We start from the raw sequence: 24,107 nt of genomic DNA, 5'->3' as shown, positions 1-24,107 counted from the left end.
CCGGTCCTGATCCTCTGATCGCCCTTCCCATGCCTGCGTCCCTGGTCAGTTATTCGAAGATTCTCGAAATCGTCGGCGACATTCTCCGGGTTGAGGTCCCCGCCGATGCCAGCCAGAGGGAGGCGGCACCACGGTTCAACGATCTGGCGGTCGTGCAGAACCGCAATGGCACTTCTTCCCTGGCGCAGGTGATTGCCCTGAAGCAGGATTCCGTGTCGTTGCAGGTGTTTCGAGGCACCAAGGGGGTGGCTACCGATTCTGCCGTGCATTTTCTTGGCCACCCGATGGAGGCCACCTACTCCAACAACATTCTGGGTCGGGTGTTTCGAGGCACGGGTGAACCGATTGATGGTGGCCCAGGCCTTGGGGAGGATCCAAAGATTCCGATCGGAGGGCCTTCCGTCAATCCGATGTGCCGCATTCTGGCCTCCAAGATGATCCGCACGAACGTGCCGATGATCGACGTGTTCAACTGTCTGGTGGAGAGCCAGAAGATCCCGATCTTTTCGGTCTCGGGCGAGCCCTTCAACGCCTTCCTGGCCCGCATTGGGATTCAGGCCGATGCCGATGTGGTCGTCTTCGGGGGGCTGGGGCTGATCTTTGACGACTACTACGCGTTTCGCAAGACCTTCGAAGATGCCGGTGTTTTCGCACGCACCGTGATGTTCGTGAACCTGGCCTCCGATCCGATCGTGGAGCGCTTGCTGATTCCGGACATGGCCTTGGCGGTGGCCGAGCGGTTCGCCGTGGAGGAGGGCAAGCGGGTGCTGGTGTTGCTCACGGACATGACCTCGTTTGCCGATGCCCTCAAGGAAATCAGCATCGCCATGGATCAGGTGCCTGCCAACCGCGGTTATCCAGGCGATCTCTATTCCCAGCTGGCCCGCCGCTATGAAAAGGCCGCCGATTACGCCAAGGGTGGCTCGGTGACGCTGCTTACGGTCACCACCATGCCTGGGGACGACATCACCCATCCCGTGCCGGATAACACGGGTTACATCACGGAAGGACAGTTCTATCTGCACGATGGGGTCATTGATCCTTTCGGTTCCCTGTCCCGCCTCAAGCAGAACGTGATCGGCAAGGTCACCCGTGAGGACCATAACCAGATCATGAACACCTGCATCCGCCTCTACTCCGGTGCGCGGGATGCGGAGCAGAAGCAGGCCATGGCCTTCGAACTGTCCGATTACGACCAGCGCCTGATCAAATTTGGTGGACTGTTCAAAGCCAGATTCATGGACATCAATGTGGATATCTCCCTAGAGGACGCGCTGGATCTGGCCTGGAAAACCCTGGCCGAATGCTTCCAGGCCAGTGAGCTGCTGATGAAGCAGGAGCTGCTCGATAAGTACTTCCCTGGCGACACGCCACTTCGCCTTCCCTCCGCGTAGTTCCCATGGCCAGGCTCTCGCTCACCAAGGCCTCCCTGACGAAGGAGAAGTCCCTGCTGCGGACCTTTCAGGATGTCCTGCCATCGCTGGACATGAAGCGCCGCCAGATCGGTGCCGCACGCGAGAAGGCCCGCCGGCTGCTGGCCGAGGCCATCGAGAAGGCGGCGGCGATCGAGCCGGATGTGGCGGTCAGGTTGCCGATGGTCGCCAACAAATCGATCGATCTGACAGATCTTGTGGCCGTTTCCAGCCTGGAGATCGGCGAAGAGAATCTGATGGGCACCCGGCTGCCGGTGCTTCAGAGTCTCGCGTTCCGGGTCATCCCCTATGGCGTGCTCACCAAACCGTTCTGGGTCGACGCCCTGGTGGTTGTGCTCCAGCAGGCCATGGAGCAGTCGATTCGCATCCAGGTGGCCAGGCGCCGCGTGGAACAGCTTGAACAGGCCGAGCGGATCGTGACACAACGCTATAACTTGTTTGACAAGGTTCTGATTCCAAGAGCCAGGCAGAACATTCGCAAAATCTCCATCTATCTGGCCGATGCGGAACGGGCTGGTGTAGTCAATTCCAAGATTGCCAAACGCAAGAAGGAGCACCAGGTGCTATGACGATCATCGCGCTCGCCAAAGTCTCGATCTTCGGTCTTGCTGCGGAGAAGCAGGCTGTGCTGGAAGGACTGCAGGCCCTTGGGTGTCTGCATCTGATTGATCTGGGAGCCCAGGATGGCCCTGCTGATTTCAGCGCTCCCCAGCCGGCTGTCGAGGCCCGCGAGGCCTTGCGCTATCTGATGGATGTGCGCCATCGCCGCTATCAATTGAAGGTCGATCCCACGTTCCAGCTCGAGGCCGTGGTGGCCAAGACACTGGCGAACCGGGCTCGCAAGCGGGCTGCCGAGGACAGGATCCTCACGCTCCGCCACCATCTTGCTGAACTGGCTCCGTGGGGGAACTTCCGGCTGCCTGATCTGGGGGAGCTGGGCGGCCAGCGCCTTTGGTTCTACCGGGTTGCCCATCCCAAGTTTGAGCCCTTCCAGCAGGCGCTTGCAGGGCTGGCACTGCCGTGGCAGCAGATCCATGCCAGCCCCAGGCATGCCTATGTGGTGCTGATCGCCGAGCAGGAACCGGACCAGAACCTGCTGCCGGTCGAGCGTGCCCACGTGGGTTCCGAGTCTCCGGAGGATCTCAGGGCCGAGCTGGACCAGGCCCATGTCGAACGCGATGACTGCGAGGCGGAGCACGAAGCCCTCAGCCGCTGGATCTTTCTGCTCTCGAAGCACCTGATCCGTGCCGATGAGCAGGTGGCCCTGAGGCAGGCCGGCGATAAAACGGCTGATCGTGGCCGCGTCTTTCAGGTGCAGGGCTGGATGCCGCGTCAGGATCTTCCCAAGCTCACGTCCTTTGTCGAGCGCATGGGGCTGGCGTCGTGGGCCGAGAGTCCCGCCTCAGACGACACCCCTCCCACCTTGATGACGAATCCGGATGTGCTGGCGGGTGGTGCAGATCTGGTGACGTTCTATGAGACACCGGGCTATCGCGATTGGGATCCCTCGGTCGTGGTGTTCTTTTCCTTCGCCATCTTTTTCGCCATGATCCTGGCGGATGCCGGCTATGCCCTGGTGCTGGGGGCGCTGCTGGCATTGTTCTGGAAAGGGATGGGAACCAGGCCGTCCTCGCGCCGGTTCCGCGTCCTGGCGGCGGTCGGTCTGCTGTTCTCGCTCCTCTACGGGATGCTGGCCGGGAGTTATTTCGGTGCTCCCCCCCCGAGTGGATCCGTGCTGGCCCATCTTCAGGTCCTGAATCTGGATGATTTCGAGGGAATGATGAAGCTCTCGCTGGTGGTGGGTGCCCTGCATCTGATCCTGGCCAATGGGGTCGTGGCGCTGCGCGGTGTGACGCTCGCCGATCGCGCCAAGCCGATCGGCTGGATCGCGATCCTTCTCGCGGGCCTCAGCCTCTACCTCGGTGCTGGTACTGCGGCAGGCCGTGATCTGGGCCTAGGCCTCGGCAGCGGCGGGCTGCTCACCATCCTGCTGCTGAGCAGCGAGCGTCGCCTCGATTCGCTCGGTTCCCTGCTGTTGCGACTGTTCGATGGGCTTGCCTCACTGGCTGAACTCTCCAAACTTTTTGGCGATGTGATGAGTTACTTGCGACTGTTTGCCCTAGGCTTGGCCAGTGCCTCTCTGGCCCTGACCTTCAATCAGTTGGCCGGCGAAGTTTACCGCTCCGATGTGCCCCTTGCGGTGGTCATTTCGCTGCTGATCCTGATCCTGGGTCATGGCATTAATCTGTTGCTGGCCATCATCAGCGGATTTGTCCACGGCCTGCGGCTCAACTTCATCGAGTTTTTCAACTGGAGCCTCAACGAGGAAGGCTATCCCTTCGCACCCTTCAGCAAAAAGGAGACGGCATTGTGAGCAACGACACATCTGTTTTGGTCCTTGGCTGGATCGGTATCTATGCGCCGGTGGCGTTGGGGGCGATCGGCGCCTCCATCGGCTGCACCACGGCGGGTCAGGCGGCGATCGGCGCCATGATGGAGGTCAACAGTGGCTATGGACGCTTCGTCGGCCTGTCCGCGCTGCCCTCGTCGATGTCGATCTACGGCATCGTCGTGATGTTCATCCTCAACCGACCGGTGACTCCGGAGAATTCCGGCGGGCTCTTCGGCATCGGCCTGCTCTCGGGTCTGGCCTTTCTGATGGCGGCGATCTACCAGGGGTTGTGCTGCGCCTCCGCCATTTCCGGATCCAAGGCCAAGCCCGAGATTTTCGGCCTTTCCCTGGCGCCGGCCGCGATTGTGGAGGGTTTCGCCGTGTTTGCCTTCGTGTTTGCCCTGGTGGCGGCCGGGGGGATCCCTAAGTAGGGCTCCCTGCAGCGCTCCCACGCCTCCGGCGCCTGCCTTCGTCACTTCTTTTCCGTCGTTCCTCCCCAGCCGGGCAGATCCCATGGCCAACCCGAAGAAGCTCCGGCACGACACTCCCCTGGCGGTGGCCTCCGGTGTGGAGGATTTGATTGCACGCCTGCGCGATCAGGGCGTCGAAAAGGGCCGCGCCGAGGCCGAGGGCCTGCTGCACCAGGCCCAGGCGAAGGCGGCGGCCCTGCTCGCCGAAGCCGAGGAGCAGGCCAGGCAGATCGTCGATCGGGCCAGGAAGGAGGCCGAAACGCTCCAGACCTCCGGGCAGCAGGCCCTGGAACTGGCCTTCCGCGATGCCAACCTGGCCCTCAAGGCCCAGCTCAGCGATCGCTTCACCGGTGAGGTGCGCCAGCTCGTTGGCGAAGAACAGCAAAAGCAGGAAATTCTGGAGCGGATGATCCTGGAGATCGTCGGCACGCTGCGTCCGGAGGCCGACCAGTCGCAGCAGGTGGAGGTGCTGCTGCCACGGCGGGTGGTCGGCCTGGCCGAGCTCAGCCAGCACCCGGAGGAGCTGGAGCAGGGCATCCTCAGCCGCTTCGTGCGCCTCACCGCCCGGGGCCTGCTGCGGCAAGGGGTCAGCTTCGGTGTCTCGAAGGGCCCCGAGGCCGGGTTGAAGCTGCGGCTGGTGGACCGTGATGTGGTGCTCGACCTCACGGATGCGGCGATCGCCCAATCCCTGCTGGCCCACCTGCAACCGCGGTTCCGCGCCCTGCTGGAGGGGGTGGTGAAGTGAGCGCCCCATGAAATACGTCGTGCTGATGGCCAGCCTGCCGCCCCTCGGGTCGCTGTTTGAAGCGGCGACGCCGCCGATCTCCAGGCTCAAGCTGGAAAGCCGACTGGGTCTGCTGGAGTCCAGCGATCGGCACACGCTCGAGCAGATTGCCAATCTGATCGCCTGGCCGTCACAGCCATTGGAGCGCACCGATGCGGCCTTCCTTGTTGAGGCCCATCGCTTCTTGGCGTCCAACCGCAACCCCACCCTGCGCCGTCTGGTGACGCAGCGTCTGGACATGCGCACGGTCGTGGCGGCGTTTCGCCGGCGGCGTCGAGGGGAAGCCCAGCCCCCCGACGGTGAGGTCTGGGGATTCGGCGAGTGGGTGGGCTTGATCGAGCGCAACTGGAGTGCGCCGACGTTCAAGCTGGACGTGATCTTTCCTTGGGTCAGGCAGGCTCACGACCTACTGGAGGAGGATGACCTGATCGGCTTCGAGAAATTGCAGTTCTCCGTCGTCTGGACGATGTTGAATCGCCTTGGAGCCGGCCATGCGTTTGATTTCGAGGCGCTGATCATTTATCTGGCGCGCTGGAGTCTGGTCAGCCGTTGGTCATGCTACAAAGGTGAGACGGCCGTCGCACGTTTTCGAGAGCTCGTGGATGCGGGCCTCGCCAATCACAGAGAACTCTTTTCGGGTGTAGCTCAATGAACAGCAGCATTGAGTCCCTGTCTGAGTTCCATCCCGCCAGCGTTGTTGCTGTGCAGGATGATCTTGTCACGATCCAGATGGCGGAGCGCAAGCCTCGGCCTCTGCTCAAGAATGAAGTGATCTATATCTGTCTGCAGCGCCGTAGTGGAGATCGCCAGGAAAAGCTGAAAGCCGAGGTGCTGCGGGTGCGTGGCAGGCTGGCCGATGCCCAGGTCTTCGAAAGCACCAAGGGTGTCGGCATCGGCGATCCGGTTGAGCAGACGGGCGAGCAACTCTCTGTCACTCTCGGCCCTGGCCTGCTGAGTCAGGTCTATGACGGACTGCAGAATCCCCTGGCCCAGCTGGCCGCGGGCTATGGCACGTTTCTTCCCCGTGGTGCCGATGTGTCGCCCCTGGATACGGAGAAGAAGTGGTCGTTTCAGTCCAGGGCCAAGATCGGTGACACCCTCCATGCTGGGGATGTGATCGGCACCGTCCAGGAGGGTCGCTTCACCCACAAGATCATGGTTCCCTTTGATCAGCAGGGGGTGACCACCCTTGACTGGATTCAGCAGGGAAGTTTCACCATCGACACCGCCGTGGCCCGGATCCGTGATGGCAGCGGCGCCACCCGCTCGCTCACGCTGACGCAGCAGTGGCCGGTGCGTCGCGCCCTTCCCCAGGCACTGCTGGAAGCAAACCGCTGCGAGCGCCTCTATCCACAGGAGCCGATGATCACCACCCAGCGGATCATCGACACCTTTCTGCCCATCGCCCGTGGTGGTACCGGCTGCATTCCGGGGCCCTTCGGCGCCGGCAAGACCGTGCTCCAGAACCTGATCTCGCGCCACTCCGATGTGGACATCGTGCTGGTGGTGGCCTGCGGGGAGCGGGCGGGGGAAGTGGTCGAAACCATCACCGAATTCCCCAAGCTTTCTGACCCGAAGACCGGCGGATCGCTGATGGATCGCACCATCATCATCTGCAACACCTCCTCGATGCCGGTGGCGGCCAGGGAGGCCTCCATCTACACCGGTCTCACCCTGGGTGAGTATTACCGCCAGATGGGATACAACGTGCTTCTGATTGCCGACTCCACCTCCCGCTGGGCCCAGGCGATGCGGGAAACCTCCGGCCGGCTGGAGGAGATTCCGGGTGAAGAGGCGTTTCCCGCTTATCTCGATTCCTCGATCAAGAGCGTCTATGAGCGGGCCGGCATCATCCGCACCAACGACGGCTCCGTTGGCAGTCTCACCATGATCGGTACGGTGTCGCCGGCGGGGGGCAATTTCGAAGAGCCGGTCACCCAATGCACCCTGGGCACCGTCAAGGCTTTCCTGGGGCTGAGTGCGGAGCGGGCCTACAAGCGCTTCTATCCAGCCGTCGACATCCTGCTCTCCTGGACGCGCTATTTCCAGCAGCTCGAGGGTTGGTTCTCCCAGCACCTTTCACCGGAGTGGGTGGGACGCGTCGCCCAGATGAATGGGTTGCTCAAGCAGGGCGATCGGGTCGGCCAGATGATTCAGGTGACCGGCGAGGAAGGCGTCAGCATGGAGGACTTCCTCGTGTTCCAGAAGGCTCTGTTTCTGGACATGGTGTATCTGCAGCAGGATGCCTTTGATGCCGTCGACTCCACCACCCCCCTGGAACGGCAGAAGACCTCCTTTGATCTGGTCTTCGATCTGCTGCACCGTGACCACACCTTCGCCGACAAGACGGCCGCCAGGGATTATTACACCCAACTCACGGGTCTGTACCGGAACCTGAATTACGCCGCCTCCGGTTCGCCCACCTACAAGAGCTATCTGCAGCAGATCCAGGCCCTCTCCGGAGCCCCTAGGGCGATCCCAGTCGCGACGCCTTGATCGTCAGCGGCCAGTGAAGGCGCCGTGGCGTCTGCGCCTCCCCCCAGACGGCGGCCAGGGCTGGACGGAGCCAGTCGATGGGGTCGCTGCCCAGGGCGGCGCGGTACCGGGCACTGGCCGACCAGCTGGAGCCGTAGCCGAGCAGTTGCTCCAGGCTCCAGACGGTTTCCATGGCGAACGACGGGGCCGCCAGGTTCGCGCCGGGCAGCACCAGGTCGCGGTAGCCGTTGTCCACCAGGGCTTTCTCGGCAGGCCAGTAGGGACCGACGATGTCGGCATAGAAGTGCTGCAGCAGGGCGTCGGCCGCCTCCCCTGCCAGGTGGGGGAGGCCGTAGCTCCAGACGGCCAGAACGCCTCCGGGTCGCAGCACCCGCGCCACTTCCGCGAAGAAGCGGGGCCGATCGAACCAGTGCAGGGCCTGGGCCACCGTGACCAGATCGATGCTGTCCGCTTCCAGTCCGGAGCCCTCCGCCGCCGCCAGTCGGTAGTGCACGCGGGGGTGGGGGCTGGCGGCCTCGAGCTGGGCGGCGCTGGCATCGGAGGCCACCACCTCGCTGAAGTGGGCGGCCAGGGCCACGCCGGCCTGGCCCGTGCCGGTGGCGCAGTCCCAGGCCCGTTGTCGGGCGGGGGCTACCGCGGCCAGCTAGTCGAACAGGGGCGGCGGGTAGGTGGGGCGGAAGTGGGCGTAGGCCGCCGAGACGGAGCCGAAGTGATCCATGAAGGCTTCGCTCATCACAGGGATTGAACGGGGGAATCAGAAGCTATCAAGTGCCATGAAGAGACTCCCTGCTGAAGGCGCCATCTGTGCCGTGACGGTGAGTGCACGGCTTCGCGAAAGACCTCTGTGGTGAAGGGGTGGCGCTCCAAGAACAGATGAGCGGATCCGATCTTTCTCCCGCTGCTCATGCAAGCCGAGTGTCTGCATGTGAAGGTCGTTGAGTGGATGGCTGTGGTTCTTCCAGGCCAGCCAGCTATTGAAAGAGAAGTCGGCGTAGTCATCCAGGCGCTTGAACGCTTTCGCCATCGAGGAGAAGGAGCGGCGCATGGCCAGCCAGGTGTCGAACGGGTCGCGATGGGTGTAGCAGCAGGTGTGGGGAATCTGACGGCTGTCCAGAATCTCAACCAGAGCTGGAGTGGCTGAGCTATCAGGGAAATGGCGGAATCTCCAGCCCTCACCAAAGTTGTGGTCGCGGATCATCAAGACCGAGGCGGCGTCGTTGGTGAGGAAGGTGTCGACGAGCAACTCAAGTCGTCTTGAGTATTCCTTAAACGCCTCTTGTCTGGAAAACAACTCCAGAGCTCGAACCCGATGCAGGGGATCCTCCGGGACGTATGTGGCTGGTGGGTTGTAAGAGTAGGGGTTGGTTTCACCGGTGTGCCAGGCGTTAGCGTCCAGCGCTTTAGCGACGTAGTGAAAGAGATAGGTCCCCGCCGAACACGGAAGATTGGCCACCAGGACAATTCGTTTGTCTATACGCTCTTTCTGATTTGTTGGGATAATAGGCTGCAAATCTGCTCGCCATGCTGAGTTTCTTCAGGGGCTGGCTACAAAAAAAGCCCCCGCCGTTGGGCGAGGGCTGGGAGGGTTTGCTATGGAAGCGGTTCAGACCTTGCGGCTGTAGAACTCCACCACCAGCAGTTCGTTGATCTCAAGGGCGACCCATTCGCGCTCGATGCGGCCGCCCACCTTGGCGGTCATCTTGGCCTTGTCGAACTCCAGGTGGGGAGGGATGTTGGCCAGACCGGGGAAGGCCATGTTGGCTTCGGCCAGGGTCTTGCTGCACTTGCGCTCGCGAATGGCGACCACGTCGCCGGCCCTGCACTGGAAGCTGGGGATGTCCACAACGCGGCCGTTCACGGTCACGTGGCCATGGTTCACCAGCTGGCGGGCGCCGGGGACGGTGGGACCGAGGCCGAGGCGGAAGCAGATGTTGTCCAGTCGGCCTTCGAGCAGCTTGAGCAGGTTGGTTCCGGTGGAACCCTCCTGGGCACGGGCTTTCTTCACGTAGCGCACCAGCTGACGTTCGGAAATGCCGTAATTGAAACGCAGTTTCTGTTTTTCTTCGAGACGGATCGCGTATTCGGAGCGCTTGCGACGGGCTTGGCCGTGCTGACCGGGGGGATAAGACCGTTTGGCGGCCTTACGGGTGAGACCGGGAAGGTCCCCCAAGCGCCGCGTGATCCTCAGGCGAGGGCCGCGGTAGCGAGACATAAGGGAAGGTGACGGTGGTGGTGTGTGGCCCAGGGGCCGGCGGCGCGGTTCACGGTTGCGGCATGCTGGGGAATCCCGGATGCCTTGCGCGTGCAGCGCCAACCACCCACCCTAAGCGTCGACCGTCCCACAGCGATCCCAGCGGCCTTCTCGGCCGCCGTGGCCGCCCTGCTGCTGGCCCTGATCGGCGCCTATCGCCGCTGGCTCTCGCCCCTGCTGGGCCCCCGCTGCCGCTTCATTCCCAGCTGCAGCGCCTATGGGCTGGAGGCGATCGGTCGCCATGGCCCCTGGCGCGGGGGTTGGCTCACCTTGAAGCGAGTGGGCCGTTGCCACCCCTTCACCCCCTGCGGCTGCGACCCGGTTCCCGATTGATGCAGGAGCTGCTGCTGTTCACCCGCCAGGGCTGCTGCCTCTGCGAGGGCCTCGAGGACAAGCTTCGTGCCCTGGATCCGCCCCAGCCCCTGCAGCTGATCGACGTGGACACCGATCCGGCCCTGCAGGGTCGCTACGGGCTGGCCGTCCCGGTGCTGGCGGTGGCGGCCAGCGGCGAGGCTCCCCTCCGCGAGCTGCCGCGGGTGTCGCCCCGGCTGGCGGGAGCCCAGCTACGGGCCTGGCTGACCAAACAGGGCGTCCGCTGAGCGTCACGCTATGAAAGGCGCCAGCTTCGTCCCGCCGGACGCCGCCGGCGCCGCCATGTCACCGCTGCTTCAGTCGCTCCTGCGTCAGGTGGGTCTGCCGCCGCTCCCCGACCCCACCGGTGCCCTGGCGCAGATGGAAGTGGGCGGCGTCAGCTGCGATTCCCGCCGGGTCGGACCCGGCAGCCTGTTCGTGGGCCTGCCCGGCACGGCCGTGGACGGCGGCAGCTTCTGGCCCGAGGTGCTGGCCGCCGGCGCCGTGGCGGCGGTGATCGGGCCGGCGGCGGCGGCGGCCCGGCCCCCGGCCCCGGGCGATCCGGTGCTGGTGGTGGAGCCGCCCCTGGCCCTGTGGGCCGGCCGGCTGGCGGCGGAGTTCTGGGGCCAGCCCAGCGGGCGTCTGGCGCTGATCGGCGTCACCGGCACCAACGGCAAAACCACCACCACCTACCTGATCGAGCACCTGGCGGCGGCGGCCGGCCGGCCGGCGGCCCTGTTCGGCACCCTGCAGAACCGCTGGCCGGGATACAGCGCCACAGCCACCCACACCACCGCCTTCGCCGATCTGCTGCAGGCCGATCTGGCCCAGGCGGCAGCGGCCGGCAGCGCCATCGCCGCGATGGAGGTGAGCTCCCACGCCCTCGATCAGCAGCGGGTGGCCGGCTGCCGCTTCGCCGGCGCGGTGTTCACCAACCTCACCCAGGACCACCTCGACTACCACCCGTCGATGCAGGCCTACTTCGAGGCCAAGGCCCGGCTGTTCGCCCCGGAGCTGCTTGCAGGCGGCGCCGTGGTGAATGTGGATGACCCCTGGGGCGCCAGGCTGGCGGAGCGGCTGCGGGAGGCTGGCCCTGGAGCCACTGGTGCCGCCGCCTGCTGGCGCTGCTCCCTGGAGGATCCGGCGGTGGAGCTGCACATCAGCGAATTGGTGATGGGCGCCGATGGGGTGAGCGGCCGGCTGCACAGCCCGTCAGGGGAGGGGCCCTTCCGCTCGCCTCTGGTGGGTCGCTTCAACCTGATGAACCTGTTGCAGGCGGTGGGGGTCCTGCTGCAGCAGGGATTGCCCCTGGCCCAGCTGCTCGACGGCCTGGCCAGCTTCCGGGGCGTGCCGGGACGCATGGAGCGGGTGGACGGCCCGGCGGGGGTGGCCCTGCCGGCGGTGCTGGTGGATTACGCGCATACGCCCGATGGCCTTGAGAATGCCCTGGCGGCCTGCCGTCCCTTCACCGAGGGTCGGCTGATCTGCGTGTTCGGCTGCGGCGGTGACCGCGACCGCAGCAAACGGCCCCAGATGGCGGCCATCGCCGCCCGCCTGGCCGATGCGGTGGTGGTCACCTCCGACAACCCCCGCACTGAGGACCCTCAGCGGATTCTTGACGACGTGGTGGCCGGCATCCCCGCCGGCACCGAGCTGGTGGTGGAGGGGGACCGGGCCGCCGCCATCGCCGCCGCCATTGCCGCCGCGGCGCCGCAGGATCTGGTGCTGATCGCCGGCAAGGGCCACGAGGATTACCAGATCCTCGGCACCACCAAGGTGCACTTCGATGACCGGGAGCAGGCCGCCCGGGCCCTGCTGGCACGGGCCGCCAGCTGAAAAGGCTTGGCCATGTGATGAAGACATCCGCCAGAAGTGGGTGCCTTGGTGTGTCATTTTGTCTGCGCAACCCACCCCTTTCCCCCAACCGTTTTCATGTCTGCTTCCATTCCCATGCCGAAGAAGTTCCTGGCGGAACTGATCGGCACCTTCTGGCTGGTGCTCGGCGGCTGCGGCAGCGCCGTCCTGGCGGCCGTGTTCCCCTACGACAACGCCGCCGCCAACCCCCTGGGCCTGGGCTTCCTGGGCGTCTCCCTGGCTTTCGGCCTGACCCTGCTCACGGCCGTCTATGCCATCGGCCACATCTCCGGCTGCCACATCAACCCGGCCGTCAGCTTCGGCCTCTGGGCCGGCGGCAAGTTCCCAGGTTCCGGCCTGCTGCCTTACATCGTCGCCCAGGTGCTGGGCGGCGTGATCGCCGGCGGTGTGATCAAGCTGGTGGCCAGTGGCCGTCCCGGTTTTGAGCTGGTGGGCTCCAACCCCTTGGCCACCAATGGTTTCGGCGCCCACTCCCCCGGCGGCTATGGCCTGCTGGCTGCCCTGGTGATCGAGGTGATCCTCACCTTCATCTTCCTGCTGGTGATCCTGGGGGCCACCCACAAGCAGGAGCTCGGCGCCATCGCCGGTGTGCCGATCGGCCTGTCCCTCACCCTGATTCACCTGATCAGCATCCCGGTCACCAACACCTCGGTGAACCCGGCCCGCAGCACCGGCGTGGCTCTGTGGGTGGGTGGTGAGGCCATCGGCCAGCTGTGGCTGTTCTGGCTGGCCCCGATCGTGGGGGCCCTGCTGGCCGGCTGGTTCTACAAGGCCTTCTTCCAGCCCACCGAAAGCTGAACCAGCTGAGCCAGCAGCCGCTCCACCTCGTCAGCCGTGCTGACCAGGTGGGTGCAGGCGCGAATGCAGGCGGGGGATTCCAGGGTGCGCAACCAGGTGCCCTGATCCCCCAATCGCTTCACGATGGCGGCCGGATCCATGGGGTCTCCTGTGGGGCCCGCGATGGTGAAACTCACCAGGCCCGCCGGCGGGGGTACCTCCAACAGGGTGCGGACCCCAGCAAGCCGTTGCAGGCCTTCCCACAGTTGGACGCTGCGTTTCCGGATTGCCAGCAGCCGCCCTTCGGCATTCCCCTCGGCCTCCAGCAGCTCCAGGGAGCAGTTGAGCCCCGCGAACAGGGGTGTGCAGGAGGTGGCCACCTCGAAGCGGCGGGCGTCCTGGTGGAAGCTGCCTGCACCGGGCCCGTCGTGCTCCAGGCTGCGCCAGCCGATCAGCGTCGGGCTGCTCTCTGCCAGCAGCCGTTCGGAGAGGGCCACGGCCCCGAGGCCTTCCGGGCCGCAGCACCACTTGTGGCCGGTGCAGGCATAGATGTCGGCGGCGGAAGCCGCTTGCGCCACCGGCAAACTCCCCAGCGACTGGGCCCCATCCACCAGCAGCCAGGGATGGCCGGGATGGGCGGCCAGCTGGGCCGACACCGCCGCGATCGGCATCGTCTGGCCGGTGTTCCAGAGCAGGTGGGAGAGCACCACCAGGCGGGTGTGGGGGGTCAGGGCGGCCTCCAGCCGCTCGCTCACCGCGGCGGCGGTGGCTTTGGCTTCGCCGGCCAGATCGGCCACCGCCAGCGTGGTGATCCGCAGTTGGTGGCGCCGGGCCAGCTCTTCGAGGGCGGCCACCACCCCGTAGTGCTCGGCGTCGCCCACCAGCAGCTCATCGCCCGCCTGCCAGGGCAGGCCCCAGAGGGGGAGCACGCACCCTGATGTGACGTTCTCGGTGAAGGCCACCCGCGCCGTGTCGACGCCAAACCAGGCCGCCAGCCGCTGGCGCAGTGCTGAGACGGTGCGATTGACGTAGGGCCAGACGTTGTCGCTGAAGGGGCCCAGCTCCTGGATGGTGGCGAAGGCTTCGTTGATCGCCACCAGCGATGGCGAGGGCAGGGGCCCCTGGCCGCCGTAATTGAAGTACGTCTTGTTGGCCAGGGCAGGCATCAGATCCCGCAGGGGGATGGGCCTCGCAGGATGGGAGGGTGAGGCTGGGCCGCTGGGTCGGGGCCCAAGATCGCTGCTCAAGGGGTGGTGGGAATGGCGTTCCGCCAGCATGGCAGCGGATTCGGGGGCTCCCCACCCCACTCATTCGAGTGGATCAAAAGGACCAAGATCCTGCAATGGATATTGAATTGCCAAGCAGATTGCCGTTCACCCTGAAAGTTGAAAAGCTGTTTTGATCCGTTGCAGAGGTAAATAGTCCAGGCGTTCCCCAGCATCCAGTCTGCGTAATGCCGTTGATGTACGCTTCCCATCCCGCAATCTCAGGATTCCCATCTGTGGCTGCTTTGGCTCTTCCAATGGCGTCGGCCAACTCTTTTGTCATGGAATCCTGCATCAGCTGGGAGGCTGTGGAGGCAAAGACCTTATAGGCTTCTTCAGGTGTTTTGGCCTCTTGAAGCGCGTGAATCAGGCTCTGTGAAATTTCCATGATGGGTCGGGTAGACTGAGTTGTGCATGCGGTTGAACTCTTCAGCTTCCCAAAATAGCGATCTGTCAGGGGCAAGGCCCAAAGATAAGGAACTGGCTTTTTGCAAGCTTTGCTCATCCCAAAGGGACAATTCTTGATACACGCGTGGTTGGCTGGAAGCATCTTCCGTCTTGTCGGGAGTCTGCTTGGCATCACGATCGCCCTAAAGTGACCTTGGAAAGCTGGTGTCTGTAGATCGCCGTCACTTCCGCATGGAACCGCAATTCTATCAATTGCAACTTCTTCATTGAAGTCATACCTCTGCTGCGCATTGACTGCAGTATTGATGAAACTATAAAGTCGATGCGTCGCGTTGCTTGCGATTGAACAGGAAGGTGGCAGAAGCTGCATGGCCTGAGTCCCGTCTTGAATCCACTCCAGCCAGCTGCGCCGAGGTGGCGACTTTGGTCATGTTGTGTTGAAGCACGTTTGGTTGGTCATGGCAGTGGGCATCAAAGATCTCGTTAGCAATCTGTTCTGTAACCGTTCAGAGGGCGGGATGGATCAGCTAGAACCATGACCTCACTGAGGGATTCCTGAAAAAGGCAAATAAACTGCGCTGATCATCGACCCGGCTGGACAGATACGCGTCCCGATCCAGTGCAGGCATGGAAAGCTATTTCGAAGTTGTGAAATTAAAGGAGATTTTGGATAATCCAGGCGATCTGCGGGAGAACGGATCCCTAGGTCAAAGTCAGCATAAACAAATCATAGCGTGATGGCTGCATTCATAAGGGCGCCTAGAAATCTATGCAACGTATCTTGAATGCGCTGCGAATTTGTTTTGGAGTGTGGCAAGTCATCTCAGTCCGACTATAGGAATAAGTGGATTCTAGGACGAGCAGCCGAAGGCCTCAAGGCTCAGTATGTTTGGCCAAATGCACGGGGAGAAGTGCCTTGTCTTCATTGGCAAGATTGACAAGCTTGACTTTCATTCCTGAGGGTTGATCTTGCGCCTATTACCATGTCTAACCCTTTCCATTTGGGGAGGTATTCGATTGCTATCGCGTCCCCAGTACCAACGCACTTTTGGAGCGAGGCCGAGGCAGGAAATGCAATGAGATGCGGTGGTACAGAGAGACTGTTCGACTATTTGCTGTAAAACCGAATCATTGAAATTTGCATTGTTGCGCGAAAACCCGAATGTGTTGAAGTCTTCCTGATAGAGAAGGTTTGCCATGGCCTGAAGATTTGAATCTGTCTCTAACTGGGTCATTGCAGGCGCAGATGTCTGAGGTATCCTAACCGCTGAAGACACCAGTTTATCCATGACCTGCTGTGGCAAAATTTCTGCCGCGCGAAACTCCTCTAGATCCCTCGATAAACTATGACAGTCTAATAAGGTATCAACCATCGGCTCCGATCCATAGTGAGTGAACCACACGGCTGGAAACGCATGCACATAGCGCAAATCATGAGCGTCTAGCGCTGCTGGCAATGCACGTAGATAATCGAGTAACTGCTCAGACGTCGGAGGGTGATTTCGCATCTGAACTTCAGTTTCGCGGCTCTTCTGCCTATAATATTCTCTACAGGCAGAAACAAGCCTAGAATAGGGGTGGCGTATGACGGCAACTGTGTGATAATCATTTAGTAATTTCCATTCAGCATAATGCCTTAAGTCCATGAGTGGCAGATGGGCCATGTCCACATGCCGTTTAAGTATATGATTGTACTCAAAGTCAAAAAACGAGATTGCACTTCCTAGTGGTGCTTCCTGTTCCAGCAGGCGTCGTATCGAAGTACCTGCGCATTTGGGAACATGCAAAAAGACCAGTTTCCAATCGTGGCAAATCAGCATTTAGAATGACCGTCCTTCGGGATCCAAGATGAACAGCGGTATTGTTGATTCTAGCAAAGGGCAACTGCCTGTCCCAGGCTTTGTATGCATTGGTGTGCAAAAAGGCGGTACCACGACATTGCATCGCCTACTTTCTCATCATCCAGAGCTAGTGATGCCGCGAACAAAGGAACTTCAGTATTTCACCTACAACTATGATCGAGGTCTTGAATGGTATCTTAGTCAATGGCCCTCGGCTGATGGCCTTCGCGCAGAGATTACCCCGTACTACATTTTCCACCCCCACGCCCCGGAACGCTTGCATGCCCTATGTCCAGACATTAAGATCTTAATCCTGCTTAGGGATCCATTGGAGCGGACCTTGTCGCAGTACTTCCATTCTCGTCGACTCGGACTGGAGCCCTTGGAAATTGAACTTGCTCTGGCTTCAGAAGAGGAACGTTTACGAGGCGCGGAGGAACACCTTGCCAATCCCGGATATCGGCATCAAAGTCATCAGGAGCACAGCTATTTAAGCAGGAGTCGCTACGAGCTGCAACTCAATGCATGGCAGCATCTTTTCCCTGCTACGCAGATCCTCGTCCTGAGAAGTGAAAGCCTATTTACTGAGCCTCAGAAGGTGTGGGATAGACTGCAGACCTTTCTGGGCTTGTCTACTGTGCCGTTCCCTGCGCATGCCTTTGGGCGGATTCATGCTGGCCAAGGAGAGGCTGCTACTGTGTCTTCTGAGTTGAAGCAACGGATTTGCCAGATACTGCAGGACACCTACGCTTTTATGGAAAGCCTTGACTTCGAGTAGCAATCTCTACATATGGAGCCACAGTCATTCCGATGCGACTAGTACTTACACTACTCTGCCGTGACGAAGAGGATGTGATCGAAGAAATGATCACTTTCCACCTAAGTCGAGGCGTTGATTTAGTGATTGCAACAGACAATCATTCAACCGACTCCACTAGGAGCATACTGGCAAAGCACGCTAGTTCAGGATCTGTCGTTCTATTGGACGAACCCAGCCATACCCACGATCAAGCTCCATGGGTCACTCGCATGGCACGAATGGCTGCGGAGCAGTTCGCAGCTGACTGGGTTATCAATGCTGATGCTGATGAGTTCTGGTGGCCTCAAAGCGGAAATCTTAAATCGCATTTCTCTAACCTTTCTGATGATGTCGAGGCGCTAAGCATCGACCGGTTCAATTTTCTACCACCCTCGTACACTACTGACTCTCAGCGGCCCTTTTATGAGTCGATGACGATGCGAGAAAAACAGTCACTGAATAGCCTTGGCAGCCCTCTCCCTCCCAAAGTCTGCCATCGTGGCCTTAGCCAGATCAGCGTCGATGATGGAAACCATGCTGTTCGCCATGCAGGAAGCGTTATATCCACTCAAGCCTTCAACGATATCGAGATCTTGCATTTTCCTGTGCGGAGCTACCAGCAGTTTGAGCGCAAGATTCGTCAAGGGGCCGAAGCCCTTCTGCGCAATCAACGCATCGCCAATACGGGGATAGGAAGTACGTGGCGCCAGCTTTATCAGGATCATCTTCTCAATGGAACGCTTGAAAGCTACTACTTGTCGCTACGTCCAACAGACCCTGCTCTTGATGCACTTCTTCAGGGTGGAGACTTAATCAGGGACCTGCGGCTCCAGAAAGCACTACGCAGACTGAAAGAACATCCTAGTGATCTAATTCCAGAATGAGTCCTTTGCCAGTAGTTGCTGTCATTACTCCATACCATGGAGAAGACATCGCCACTCTTGAGCGTTGCCATCGCAGTGTGCGAAGCCAGACATGCCCCTGTCTCCATGTGCTTGTGGCCGATGGTAAACCGCACGCCGAACTTAACCTTTGGGAGGCTCATCATGTGGTTTTGCCTGTGAGTCACCACGACATCGGCTCAACACCGCGACTGGTTGGCTGTTTCCACTCCATTGGCCTTGGTGTGGAGGCCGTTGCTTTCCTTGATGCCGACAACTGGTATTCTCCTGAACACGTTGCCGGGCTCATGCAGGCCCGCCATCAACATGGTGCTGCGTTCGTTTCCAGCGGACGGATGCTCTGGAGCCTCGATGATCATCCGATGGGTGCCTGTCCGCTGACTGATCCAGGGCGTTTTATTGACACCAATTGCATGCTCTTTGGCAGGGAGGCCTTTGCTCTTTTGCACAACTGGGTGCTGATGCCAGGGTACGGCCATCTGATCGGTGACAGAATCATGCATCATCATGTTCGACAATCGGGTCTGACACTGGCGCACGTTTCTGCTCCTACGGTGAATTATCGGTGCGGAAAAGAGGGTCTTTACCGGCTGATGAAGCACCCCGTGCCTGAAACCTGTCAACCACGGCCTGACTATGAAGCATCATTCCATCAGTGGGTACTGGATGGGCACCCACCACTCAACTAGTTTCTTGTCTCGGAGCCTTGAAAACAAAGTCGACAGAACTGCGCAGCCCCTCCCTCAGGATGCTGCCAGTTCTGCCCTGAACATCTTCAGGATGTTGTAGGTGGTGGCGATCAGGTGTCACTACCCACTCACCTTCTCCATGCCTCGCAACTGGAAGCGATCCAGTCATCTGGCACCTTTGGTTTGTCCAAAGATCGGTTTTAGGATGGTCTGCTCCAGCTGAGATGCCTTCGGCTTGCGCAGGCCATCGTTCGCCTGAAGTCGGTGGGCTTTCGAGCGGGTCTTCCGGTACATCCGCCCGCAGGCATCCAGATGTCTTGGTGCGGGCCCCCTCGATGGCCGTTGGCCGTGCGCCTAACGGCAGTTGGAGACGTGGTCATCAAGCGTCCGCCGCGCGCAGTTCTCGATGTTGTCGGTGCTGCAGTAGCCCGCATCAGCGATGGGCTTGTCTGGCAGCTGGCTCCACCATGGGGAGGAGGTGGCTGGCGTCACCAGCCTGGTTGCTGAGTCCGACCGCCATGATCACCTGCTGGTCGCCAGCGACGGCGGCCAAGTAGTTGTACCCCTGAATCCACCCCTCTCCTCCTTTGAGGATGGTCCTGTCGGGATGCGTGAAGTTCCGCCGGCCCTTTCCCCTGGCATTGCCGTCGGCCCTGCTGGGCAGGTTGCGATTGGGCATCGCCATGTGATCAACGCTGCCTGGGGGATTCGGAGTCTGCTGGCCCGACGCCTCAGCCCTCAGGATCGCCAGTGCCTTTGCCGACTACGCTCGTTTACGGGCGGCTCTGGCTCGGCGTTCTGCCTTCGGCACTGGCAGCGTCCGCCTGTCAGTTGGCTTCCCGGGCTTGCTGCAGTGCATTGAGGTGCCTATGGCAGAAGTCAATGATCCGGCTGTGGTCCTGCTGCTGGTCGCCGGTGAGCCCGCGGAAGGCGGCATGAGCACAGCAGCACCACCTCCATCATCCGCGGCTCGTAGGCCTTCACCCCACGGGGAGCCCTGTGGGGGAGCATCAACGTCGGAGATGCCTGTCAGATCCAGCACAGCCGCCAGATCCAGCAGGAAGAACACCAGATGGCTGTCCGGCGGAAGCGATTCCAACGGTGAAGGCGGCAAGGCCAACGTCTGCGCCGGGTTCAAGGGACGGAAGGTCTACCGCTGCGCGCAAGCCTTCGGCTCAGCCTTGCTCATGAGCCAGCCCATCGAGCAGACCCATTGCAGCCACTGCGATCTGGGCAGAGACTGGTGTCTCTCTGGTGAAGGCGGACACTGCTCTTTGCCCGGGAGGCTCTTAACGGCCAGCCTGCGGGCTCAATCGTCGCCGTCCTGGTGGCCACGGCCATCGCGATGCAGGCGGCGATCAAGTCGGATCAAAAAGCAGACACTACAAGCTGGATCAGGCGAAGACAGACAGGCGTGGCTTTTGCGGTTAGGGGCCTCCTCAGCAAGGAGAGAGGGGGGGGGTTGACAGGTCGGCACTTCATTGGTAGGCTGTTAATAGGTTTTATCAGTGTCATGTCATTTTCGCTGCTCTCGAAAAAGTCATCAACTTATGCTATGGGAGGTGTTGTGGCTGGCATGGTCGCCGCCTCATCTATTGCACTGGTGCCAGCGGCACAAGCATCAATAACAACTTTTAATCTCACTACGTCGTCAGTCGTAAACTCTCCATCGCCATTAAGTTTCGGCCCAATCGGTGTTGATAATATTATTCTCACTCTATCCAATCCCCAAGGCTCCAACCTCCCCGCTAACTCTTTGAATACCAATTCTTCAGGTTTTTGTGCCTTTGCTCTTGTTGGAAATTCAAATGGCCGATGCGGGTACCTTGCAGGTTCTAATAGTGTCATCAACGGATTTTCACTGAGTTTCGACAAGTCAGTTTATCTTCGTCAATTTGATATCGCTGGTTTGCAGAATATAACCGGCGGTAGCATTGCCTTCGGCTCTGAGCTATTCAACTTTACTGGCAACGGTCCACAAACATTTATCAATCCATTTCTTGCTAGTGCGGGGTCGACAATACTCGTGACTACCACTGGAGCGCCTGATGGCCAAAGTGGTGTATTCAGGCTTACCAACCTGCAGGTTGAACTTGCTCCTGAAGCTTCCGTTCCCGGTCCTCTTCCTCTTTTAGGAGCAGGTGCTGCTTTCGCCTATAGCCGCAAGCTTCGCACTAGAATTCTTAAAAAAGCTTGCTAGTTTTGTTATTGTTTAATATTTCCTGGCTTCCATGCCAGGATTTTTTTTGACGATGAATTCAGCTCGAATCTATCTGTCCTTCAATAATAGACACAATTCGAGAGCTTTCCCACCGCAATCGAAAGCCGAGCAGGAATGGAGTTGAGGCAGCGGTGAATTTGTATCTGCGTGCAGGTTCGACCATATCTGCATGCGTGAAGGAGGCTTTATTCCTGAGCGTGCATTAATTCATCCTTTTGGCCAGTCTGCAAGATTGATCAGACTATTGAGTAAGAGCTTACTGCTGTCGTCTTTATCATTCTTGCTTGTATCTCCATCGTAATGGGACTGAGTAACGGAAACTCCAATCAATACTTCTTCTTGCCTCTCTTAACCACGAACATATTAATTGACTTCAAGCCTATATCGGAGAAACGCTACTCTTCGAGAAGGCTGAGCCTAGCAGAATTCGACCATAGTCTATTCAGTAATTTGATCTTGCAGGAGTAAGTGAAAAGCGCAAGGAAGAACTTACACCATGTAGACGTTCTCATAGATCTACAGAACAGTCTCTTCGTCTGTGAGTCTAAACGTTGCTTGATGTAGAGTGATCCGAACGCTATTCGAACGGGCTTGGCAAGAGCATCAATCCTTGCACTGAACTGATGGCCAGAGGCCTCTTAAGCTCTTGCCAAGAGATACGCGTTGCACGTAGCTTCCAGCGGTTTGTCAGCGGTGAGTGTGCCATCAAAAGGCACATGGAAAGCTTTGATTGCAACCTGAGGCCAGTTGCAGCGCAGTTGATATGCCTATTTCTGGACCCCCTATTCAGCCCTTTCAGTTGTGACTCATGCCTACAGCAGATCTTCTCGCCCTGTCAGGAGGGTAGGACGATGCTTAGCAACTGTTGCACAGGCGGGAGGACTTGTTCCATTCATTGAGTTGCTACCGATCCTATCTATATCTAGTTAAACTCAGTCCATTCTGACGTGTCAAACTCATATACCTCTCGTAACCTCTTGATATCTTCGCGTAGCAAGTGGATAATAGTTTCACGTTGACTTGAACTCAACTTCCAGTTCGCTAGGTCTGGTGGGAGCGTGTACTCGGCAATATCTCTGTAACTTTCTAGGCGCGCATCTGATGAGTGCCTCACACCACTATCTTCGAATTCAAAGCAACTGTCAAGCCCAAGAAACCGTGCCACTTCTCGAGCAATCTCCGCTGGCGCCTGAGTAAACATACTGAAATTGATTAGAAGAAGCGATTCGCGAGATAGCCAGCTTGAGAACTTTTCTAGCTGCTTTGCATAAGAGTAAATGGCAAGAAGATGCCTGCTGAGTATGTCGTGGCTAAGCACCGCTATTCGGTGATTTCGAGCCCAGGCCAAGTAGCTTGTGAATGCATGACGATAGAATGGCGAAACAGCATCGATCGGAATTCTTGGTATGTATATTACCTTGAATGATGAGCTCGTTGACTCCGATACTCTTCTGATGAGACCCGCTGCCATTGGCTGTACTGGAACCTTGGCATAACTGGTTGATACTTCTAGTGCGTATTGATGTTTTAATGGATTCAAGCTAGGCCAACCATTCTGGTATTTGGCTAGCAGGCTGCTCTCGTTGGTTTGGCTCAGTCGATCTTCTTTGATAGCTTTGATAAAGAAGTTGGTCTCTTTCCGTGCACTCAGGCAAATCTCGGGAATGCAATCAAGATCATGAATAAGCTTGGTTGTACCGCTTTTCATGGCCCCAATAATCAGCATAAACCGTGTCGGCGCTATTTTGGGTTTCTCGTTGCTCATCTAAGAGATCATCTCTTGCGTATGGAGAAGACAATCCCTTTCATGCTCTTGTCAGGGACTTGCGGTTTGGTGGCCGCTTTAGCCAATTCACTCGACTTGATTACCCAGCGCGCTCCGCAGCAATGCGGATTCAAAGCGTGCCACATGCGACCTGGCCGCTGCCGCCCTCCATGCTCTGAGGACGGTGGCGGCGCAGAGAGCCGCCACATCCATCTATTGGCCTTAACGCGTAGCAAATGGAGACGATGTAGGTTTGTTTGACAAGAGAATGGACCGGATGGCCCCTTTGCACTGTTTGGCTGACAGCTCAATGACGCCAAGACTTCAGCAGTAGGTTATTTCACTTAGAGAAGAAGCAAAAGAAAGCCTAAACTATGGCTTGATGTTTCTGCAGTAGGCCCAGATGATCCCCGGAGTTGCCGGCTTGTTCAACTTCGGATAGATCGTGGCTGCGCACGATCTATCCATAATCGTTAGGCAAGTAAGATCACTTAGAGCGACTGGGCACTGCTGAACAATCATTTCAGCCGTAAACATGTTATCATGCAATGATCCGAAAAAATCGATTATGCAGCACAAAGAGCTGCCATACTTTATTCTGCATGATGTTAAAGAGCTCGAAAGAATGAATCCCGCCTCAGGCTGGTTGTCGATACACGAACAACTCATCGAGGCTATCTCTGCTTACGGAATCCCGTTGGATGTCGTTCCACGGGGTACTCCACTGCCACAAAATATGGATGGAATCTTTATTGGAAAGCATACTCGGCTTAATAGAGACAACTGCTGGAATGTCAAGAAGGCTTATCTGCCTAATTATTTCTATTTCGATCGCACTGGATATTCGGGTTGGGCTGAAATGGCCAATGACGTAAACCTATTCACGAAAGCATTGGGGACGGAGCAAGCAGTTGCTGACGCATTCTTTTGCAATCTCTACGCAGATACAGTAGCAGTTAATATATCAAAAGCTCCTCAGTCGGAAGAGCCATTCTCACCTCCTCCTAGATCTTTTGTGTTTCTGCCCCTGCAGCTTAGCTTTGACAGTGTAATGAAGTTAAGTAGGATCGAACACTTCAGATTTTATGAAGCTGTGAGAGACTGGGCTGGTAATAATAGTCTTGACCTTGTGGTGAAGCCGCATCCTGCTTCAAAAGGCGACAAGGTATTTGGGCGTGACTGTGAAAGCACTCAAAAGATCGTGAACGATGTTATGGAGCGTGAGCATGTCTATACATCCAATGCTTCAATCCATTACATTTCTTGATTACCCAGCTCGCTCCGTCCAGGCTGATGCGACCGCGTAGATTGGTACACATATACCAGTCAGCTCATGGCGCGCAACGGCATCCAATTTCAGAAGGGCCTCTCCTTACCGGAGTTTCAGC

At 59.1% G+C, this 24,107-nt stretch carries 24 protein-coding genes; 16 read left to right on the top strand and 8 right to left on the bottom strand.

Annotated features, from left to right (window positions below):
- The first annotated feature begins 29 nt into the window (after positions 1-29).
- From KBZ33_RS12805 to KBZ33_RS12775, 7 genes are all read left to right on the top strand, one after another.
- On the top strand, positions 30-1,394 hold the full coding sequence (locus KBZ33_RS12805) for a V-type ATP synthase subunit B (RefSeq protein WP_254953523.1): 1,365 nt from the start codon (positions 30-32) through the stop codon (positions 1,392-1,394).
- A 5-nt stretch (positions 1,395-1,399) separates the two neighbouring features.
- Positions 1,400-2,002, top strand: a complete 603-nt coding sequence (locus KBZ33_RS12800) for a V-type ATP synthase subunit D (RefSeq protein ID WP_254953521.1) — start codon at positions 1,400-1,402, stop codon at positions 2,000-2,002.
- Positions 1,999-3,807 carry a V-type ATP synthase subunit I gene (locus tag KBZ33_RS12795; protein WP_254953519.1) on the top strand — a complete coding sequence of 603 codons (1,809 nt, stop codon included), beginning with the start codon at positions 1,999-2,001 and terminating at the stop codon, positions 3,805-3,807. The genes KBZ33_RS12800 and KBZ33_RS12795 overlap by 4 nt, the downstream gene beginning before the upstream one ends.
- Positions 3,804-4,256: an ATP synthase subunit C gene (locus tag KBZ33_RS12790; protein WP_255011791.1), complete on the top strand. Its 453-nt coding sequence runs from the start codon at positions 3,804-3,806 to the stop codon at positions 4,254-4,256. Before KBZ33_RS12795 ends, KBZ33_RS12790 begins: the two co-directional genes overlap by 4 nt.
- Positions 4,257-4,338: 82 nt before the next feature.
- Positions 4,339-5,040: a hypothetical protein gene (locus KBZ33_RS12785; protein WP_254953516.1), complete on the top strand. Its 702-nt coding sequence runs from the start codon at positions 4,339-4,341 to the stop codon at positions 5,038-5,040.
- Between the two features lie 7 nt (positions 5,041-5,047).
- Positions 5,048-5,731, top strand: a complete 684-nt coding sequence (locus KBZ33_RS12780; protein ID WP_254953515.1) for a hypothetical protein — start codon at positions 5,048-5,050, stop codon at positions 5,729-5,731.
- Positions 5,728-7,575 carry a V-type ATP synthase subunit A gene (locus KBZ33_RS12775; protein WP_254953513.1) on the top strand — a complete coding sequence of 616 codons (1,848 nt, stop codon included), beginning with the start codon at positions 5,728-5,730 and terminating at the stop codon, positions 7,573-7,575. Before KBZ33_RS12780 ends, KBZ33_RS12775 begins: the two co-directional genes overlap by 4 nt.
- On the opposite strand, the gene KBZ33_RS12770 is transcribed toward KBZ33_RS12775, so the two are convergent.
- The 3 genes from KBZ33_RS12770 to rpsD all read right to left on the bottom strand — a co-directional run bounded on the left by KBZ33_RS12770 (position 7,547) and on the right by rpsD (position 9,787).
- On the bottom strand, positions 7,547-8,218 hold the full coding sequence (locus KBZ33_RS12770; protein ID WP_254953618.1) for a class I SAM-dependent methyltransferase: 672 nt from the start codon (positions 8,216-8,218) through the stop codon (positions 7,547-7,549). The two genes, KBZ33_RS12775 and KBZ33_RS12770, sit on opposite strands and share 29 nt — an antisense overlap.
- A gap of 111 nt (positions 8,219-8,329) precedes the next feature.
- Positions 8,330-9,028: a hypothetical protein gene (locus tag KBZ33_RS12765; protein WP_254953510.1), complete on the bottom strand. Its 699-nt coding sequence runs from the start codon at positions 9,026-9,028 to the stop codon at positions 8,330-8,332.
- 150 nt (positions 9,029-9,178) lie between these two features.
- Complete coding sequence (gene rpsD, locus KBZ33_RS12760) at positions 9,179-9,787, bottom strand: 30S ribosomal protein S4 (protein WP_254953509.1); 609 nt, start codon at positions 9,785-9,787, stop codon at positions 9,179-9,181.
- A gap of 135 nt (positions 9,788-9,922) precedes the next feature.
- On the opposite strand from rpsD, the gene yidD reads away from it, so the two are divergent.
- The 4 genes from yidD to aqpZ all read left to right on the top strand — a co-directional run bounded on the left by yidD (position 9,923) and on the right by aqpZ (position 12,850).
- Positions 9,923-10,159, top strand: a complete 237-nt coding sequence (gene yidD / locus KBZ33_RS12755; RefSeq protein WP_254953616.1) for a membrane protein insertion efficiency factor YidD — start codon at positions 9,923-9,925, stop codon at positions 10,157-10,159.
- Positions 10,159-10,425: a glutaredoxin family protein gene (locus KBZ33_RS12750; RefSeq protein ID WP_254953507.1), complete on the top strand. Its 267-nt coding sequence runs from the start codon at positions 10,159-10,161 to the stop codon at positions 10,423-10,425. Before yidD ends, KBZ33_RS12750 begins: the two co-directional genes overlap by 1 nt.
- A 55-nt stretch (positions 10,426-10,480) precedes the next feature.
- A complete protein-coding gene (locus tag KBZ33_RS12745) occupies positions 10,481-12,013 on the top strand; it encodes a UDP-N-acetylmuramoyl-L-alanyl-D-glutamate--2,6-diaminopimelate ligase (RefSeq protein WP_254953614.1) in 1,533 nt (510 codons plus the stop codon).
- A gap of 114 nt (positions 12,014-12,127) precedes the next feature.
- Positions 12,128-12,850 carry an aquaporin Z gene (aqpZ, locus tag KBZ33_RS12740; RefSeq protein ID WP_254953506.1) on the top strand — a complete coding sequence of 241 codons (723 nt, stop codon included), beginning with the start codon at positions 12,128-12,130 and terminating at the stop codon, positions 12,848-12,850.
- On the opposite strand, the gene KBZ33_RS12735 is transcribed toward aqpZ, so the two are convergent.
- From KBZ33_RS12735 to KBZ33_RS12725, 3 genes are all read right to left on the bottom strand, one after another.
- Positions 12,817-13,995, bottom strand: a complete 1,179-nt coding sequence (locus KBZ33_RS12735) for an aminotransferase class V-fold PLP-dependent enzyme (RefSeq protein WP_254953504.1) — start codon at positions 13,993-13,995, stop codon at positions 12,817-12,819. The genes aqpZ and KBZ33_RS12735 overlap by 34 nt on opposite strands.
- Positions 13,996-14,149: 154 nt before the next feature.
- A complete protein-coding gene (locus tag KBZ33_RS12730) occupies positions 14,150-14,872 on the bottom strand; it encodes a hypothetical protein (protein ID WP_254953503.1) in 723 nt (240 codons plus the stop codon).
- Between the two features lie 580 nt (positions 14,873-15,452).
- Positions 15,453-16,322 (bottom strand): sulfotransferase family 2 domain-containing protein, encoded by an 870-nt coding sequence (locus tag KBZ33_RS12725; RefSeq protein ID WP_254953501.1) that lies wholly within the window; start codon positions 16,320-16,322, stop codon positions 15,453-15,455.
- Positions 16,323-16,350: 28 nt separating this feature from the next.
- On the opposite strand from KBZ33_RS12725, the gene KBZ33_RS12720 reads away from it, so the two are divergent.
- The 3 genes from KBZ33_RS12720 (at position 16,351) to KBZ33_RS12710 (ending at position 18,733) form a co-directional block, all read left to right on the top strand.
- Positions 16,351-17,121 carry a sulfotransferase gene (locus tag KBZ33_RS12720; protein WP_254953500.1) on the top strand — a complete coding sequence of 257 codons (771 nt, stop codon included), beginning with the start codon at positions 16,351-16,353 and terminating at the stop codon, positions 17,119-17,121.
- 32 nt (positions 17,122-17,153) lie between these two features.
- Positions 17,154-18,026 (top strand): glycosyltransferase family 2 protein, encoded by an 873-nt coding sequence (locus tag KBZ33_RS12715; RefSeq protein ID WP_254953499.1) that lies wholly within the window; start codon positions 17,154-17,156, stop codon positions 18,024-18,026.
- Between the two features lie 107 nt (positions 18,027-18,133).
- Positions 18,134-18,733, top strand: a complete 600-nt coding sequence (locus KBZ33_RS12710; RefSeq protein ID WP_254953498.1) for a hypothetical protein — start codon at positions 18,134-18,136, stop codon at positions 18,731-18,733.
- Between the two features lie 354 nt (positions 18,734-19,087).
- Here KBZ33_RS12710 and KBZ33_RS12705 read toward each other — a convergent pair whose 3' ends face one another.
- Positions 19,088-19,225, bottom strand: a complete 138-nt coding sequence (locus KBZ33_RS12705; RefSeq protein ID WP_254953497.1) for a hypothetical protein — start codon at positions 19,223-19,225, stop codon at positions 19,088-19,090.
- A gap of 835 nt (positions 19,226-20,060) precedes the next feature.
- On the opposite strand from KBZ33_RS12705, the gene KBZ33_RS12700 reads away from it, so the two are divergent.
- Complete coding sequence (locus KBZ33_RS12700; protein ID WP_254953496.1) at positions 20,061-20,933, top strand: hypothetical protein; 873 nt, start codon at positions 20,061-20,063, stop codon at positions 20,931-20,933.
- A 943-nt stretch (positions 20,934-21,876) separates the two neighbouring features.
- Here the strand turns inward: KBZ33_RS12700 and KBZ33_RS12695 are convergent.
- Positions 21,877-22,719, bottom strand: a complete 843-nt coding sequence (locus tag KBZ33_RS12695; RefSeq protein ID WP_255011790.1) for a sulfotransferase domain-containing protein — start codon at positions 22,717-22,719, stop codon at positions 21,877-21,879.
- A gap of 568 nt (positions 22,720-23,287) precedes the next feature.
- Between KBZ33_RS12695 and KBZ33_RS12690 the strand changes: the two genes are divergently transcribed.
- Entirely contained in the window at positions 23,288-23,986 is a 699-nt protein-coding gene (locus KBZ33_RS12690) for a hypothetical protein (protein WP_255011789.1), read from the top strand.
- The last annotated feature ends 121 nt before the right edge of the window (positions 23,987-24,107 follow it).

It is taken from the genome of Cyanobium sp. Cruz-8D1, from assembly GCF_024345975.1.
In the GTDB taxonomy this organism is placed as follows: domain Bacteria; phylum Cyanobacteriota; class Cyanobacteriia; order PCC-6307; family Cyanobiaceae; genus Cyanobium.
Note: the sequence above shows the minus strand (reverse complement) of the source record. Positions and strands in the feature narration are given on the sequence as shown.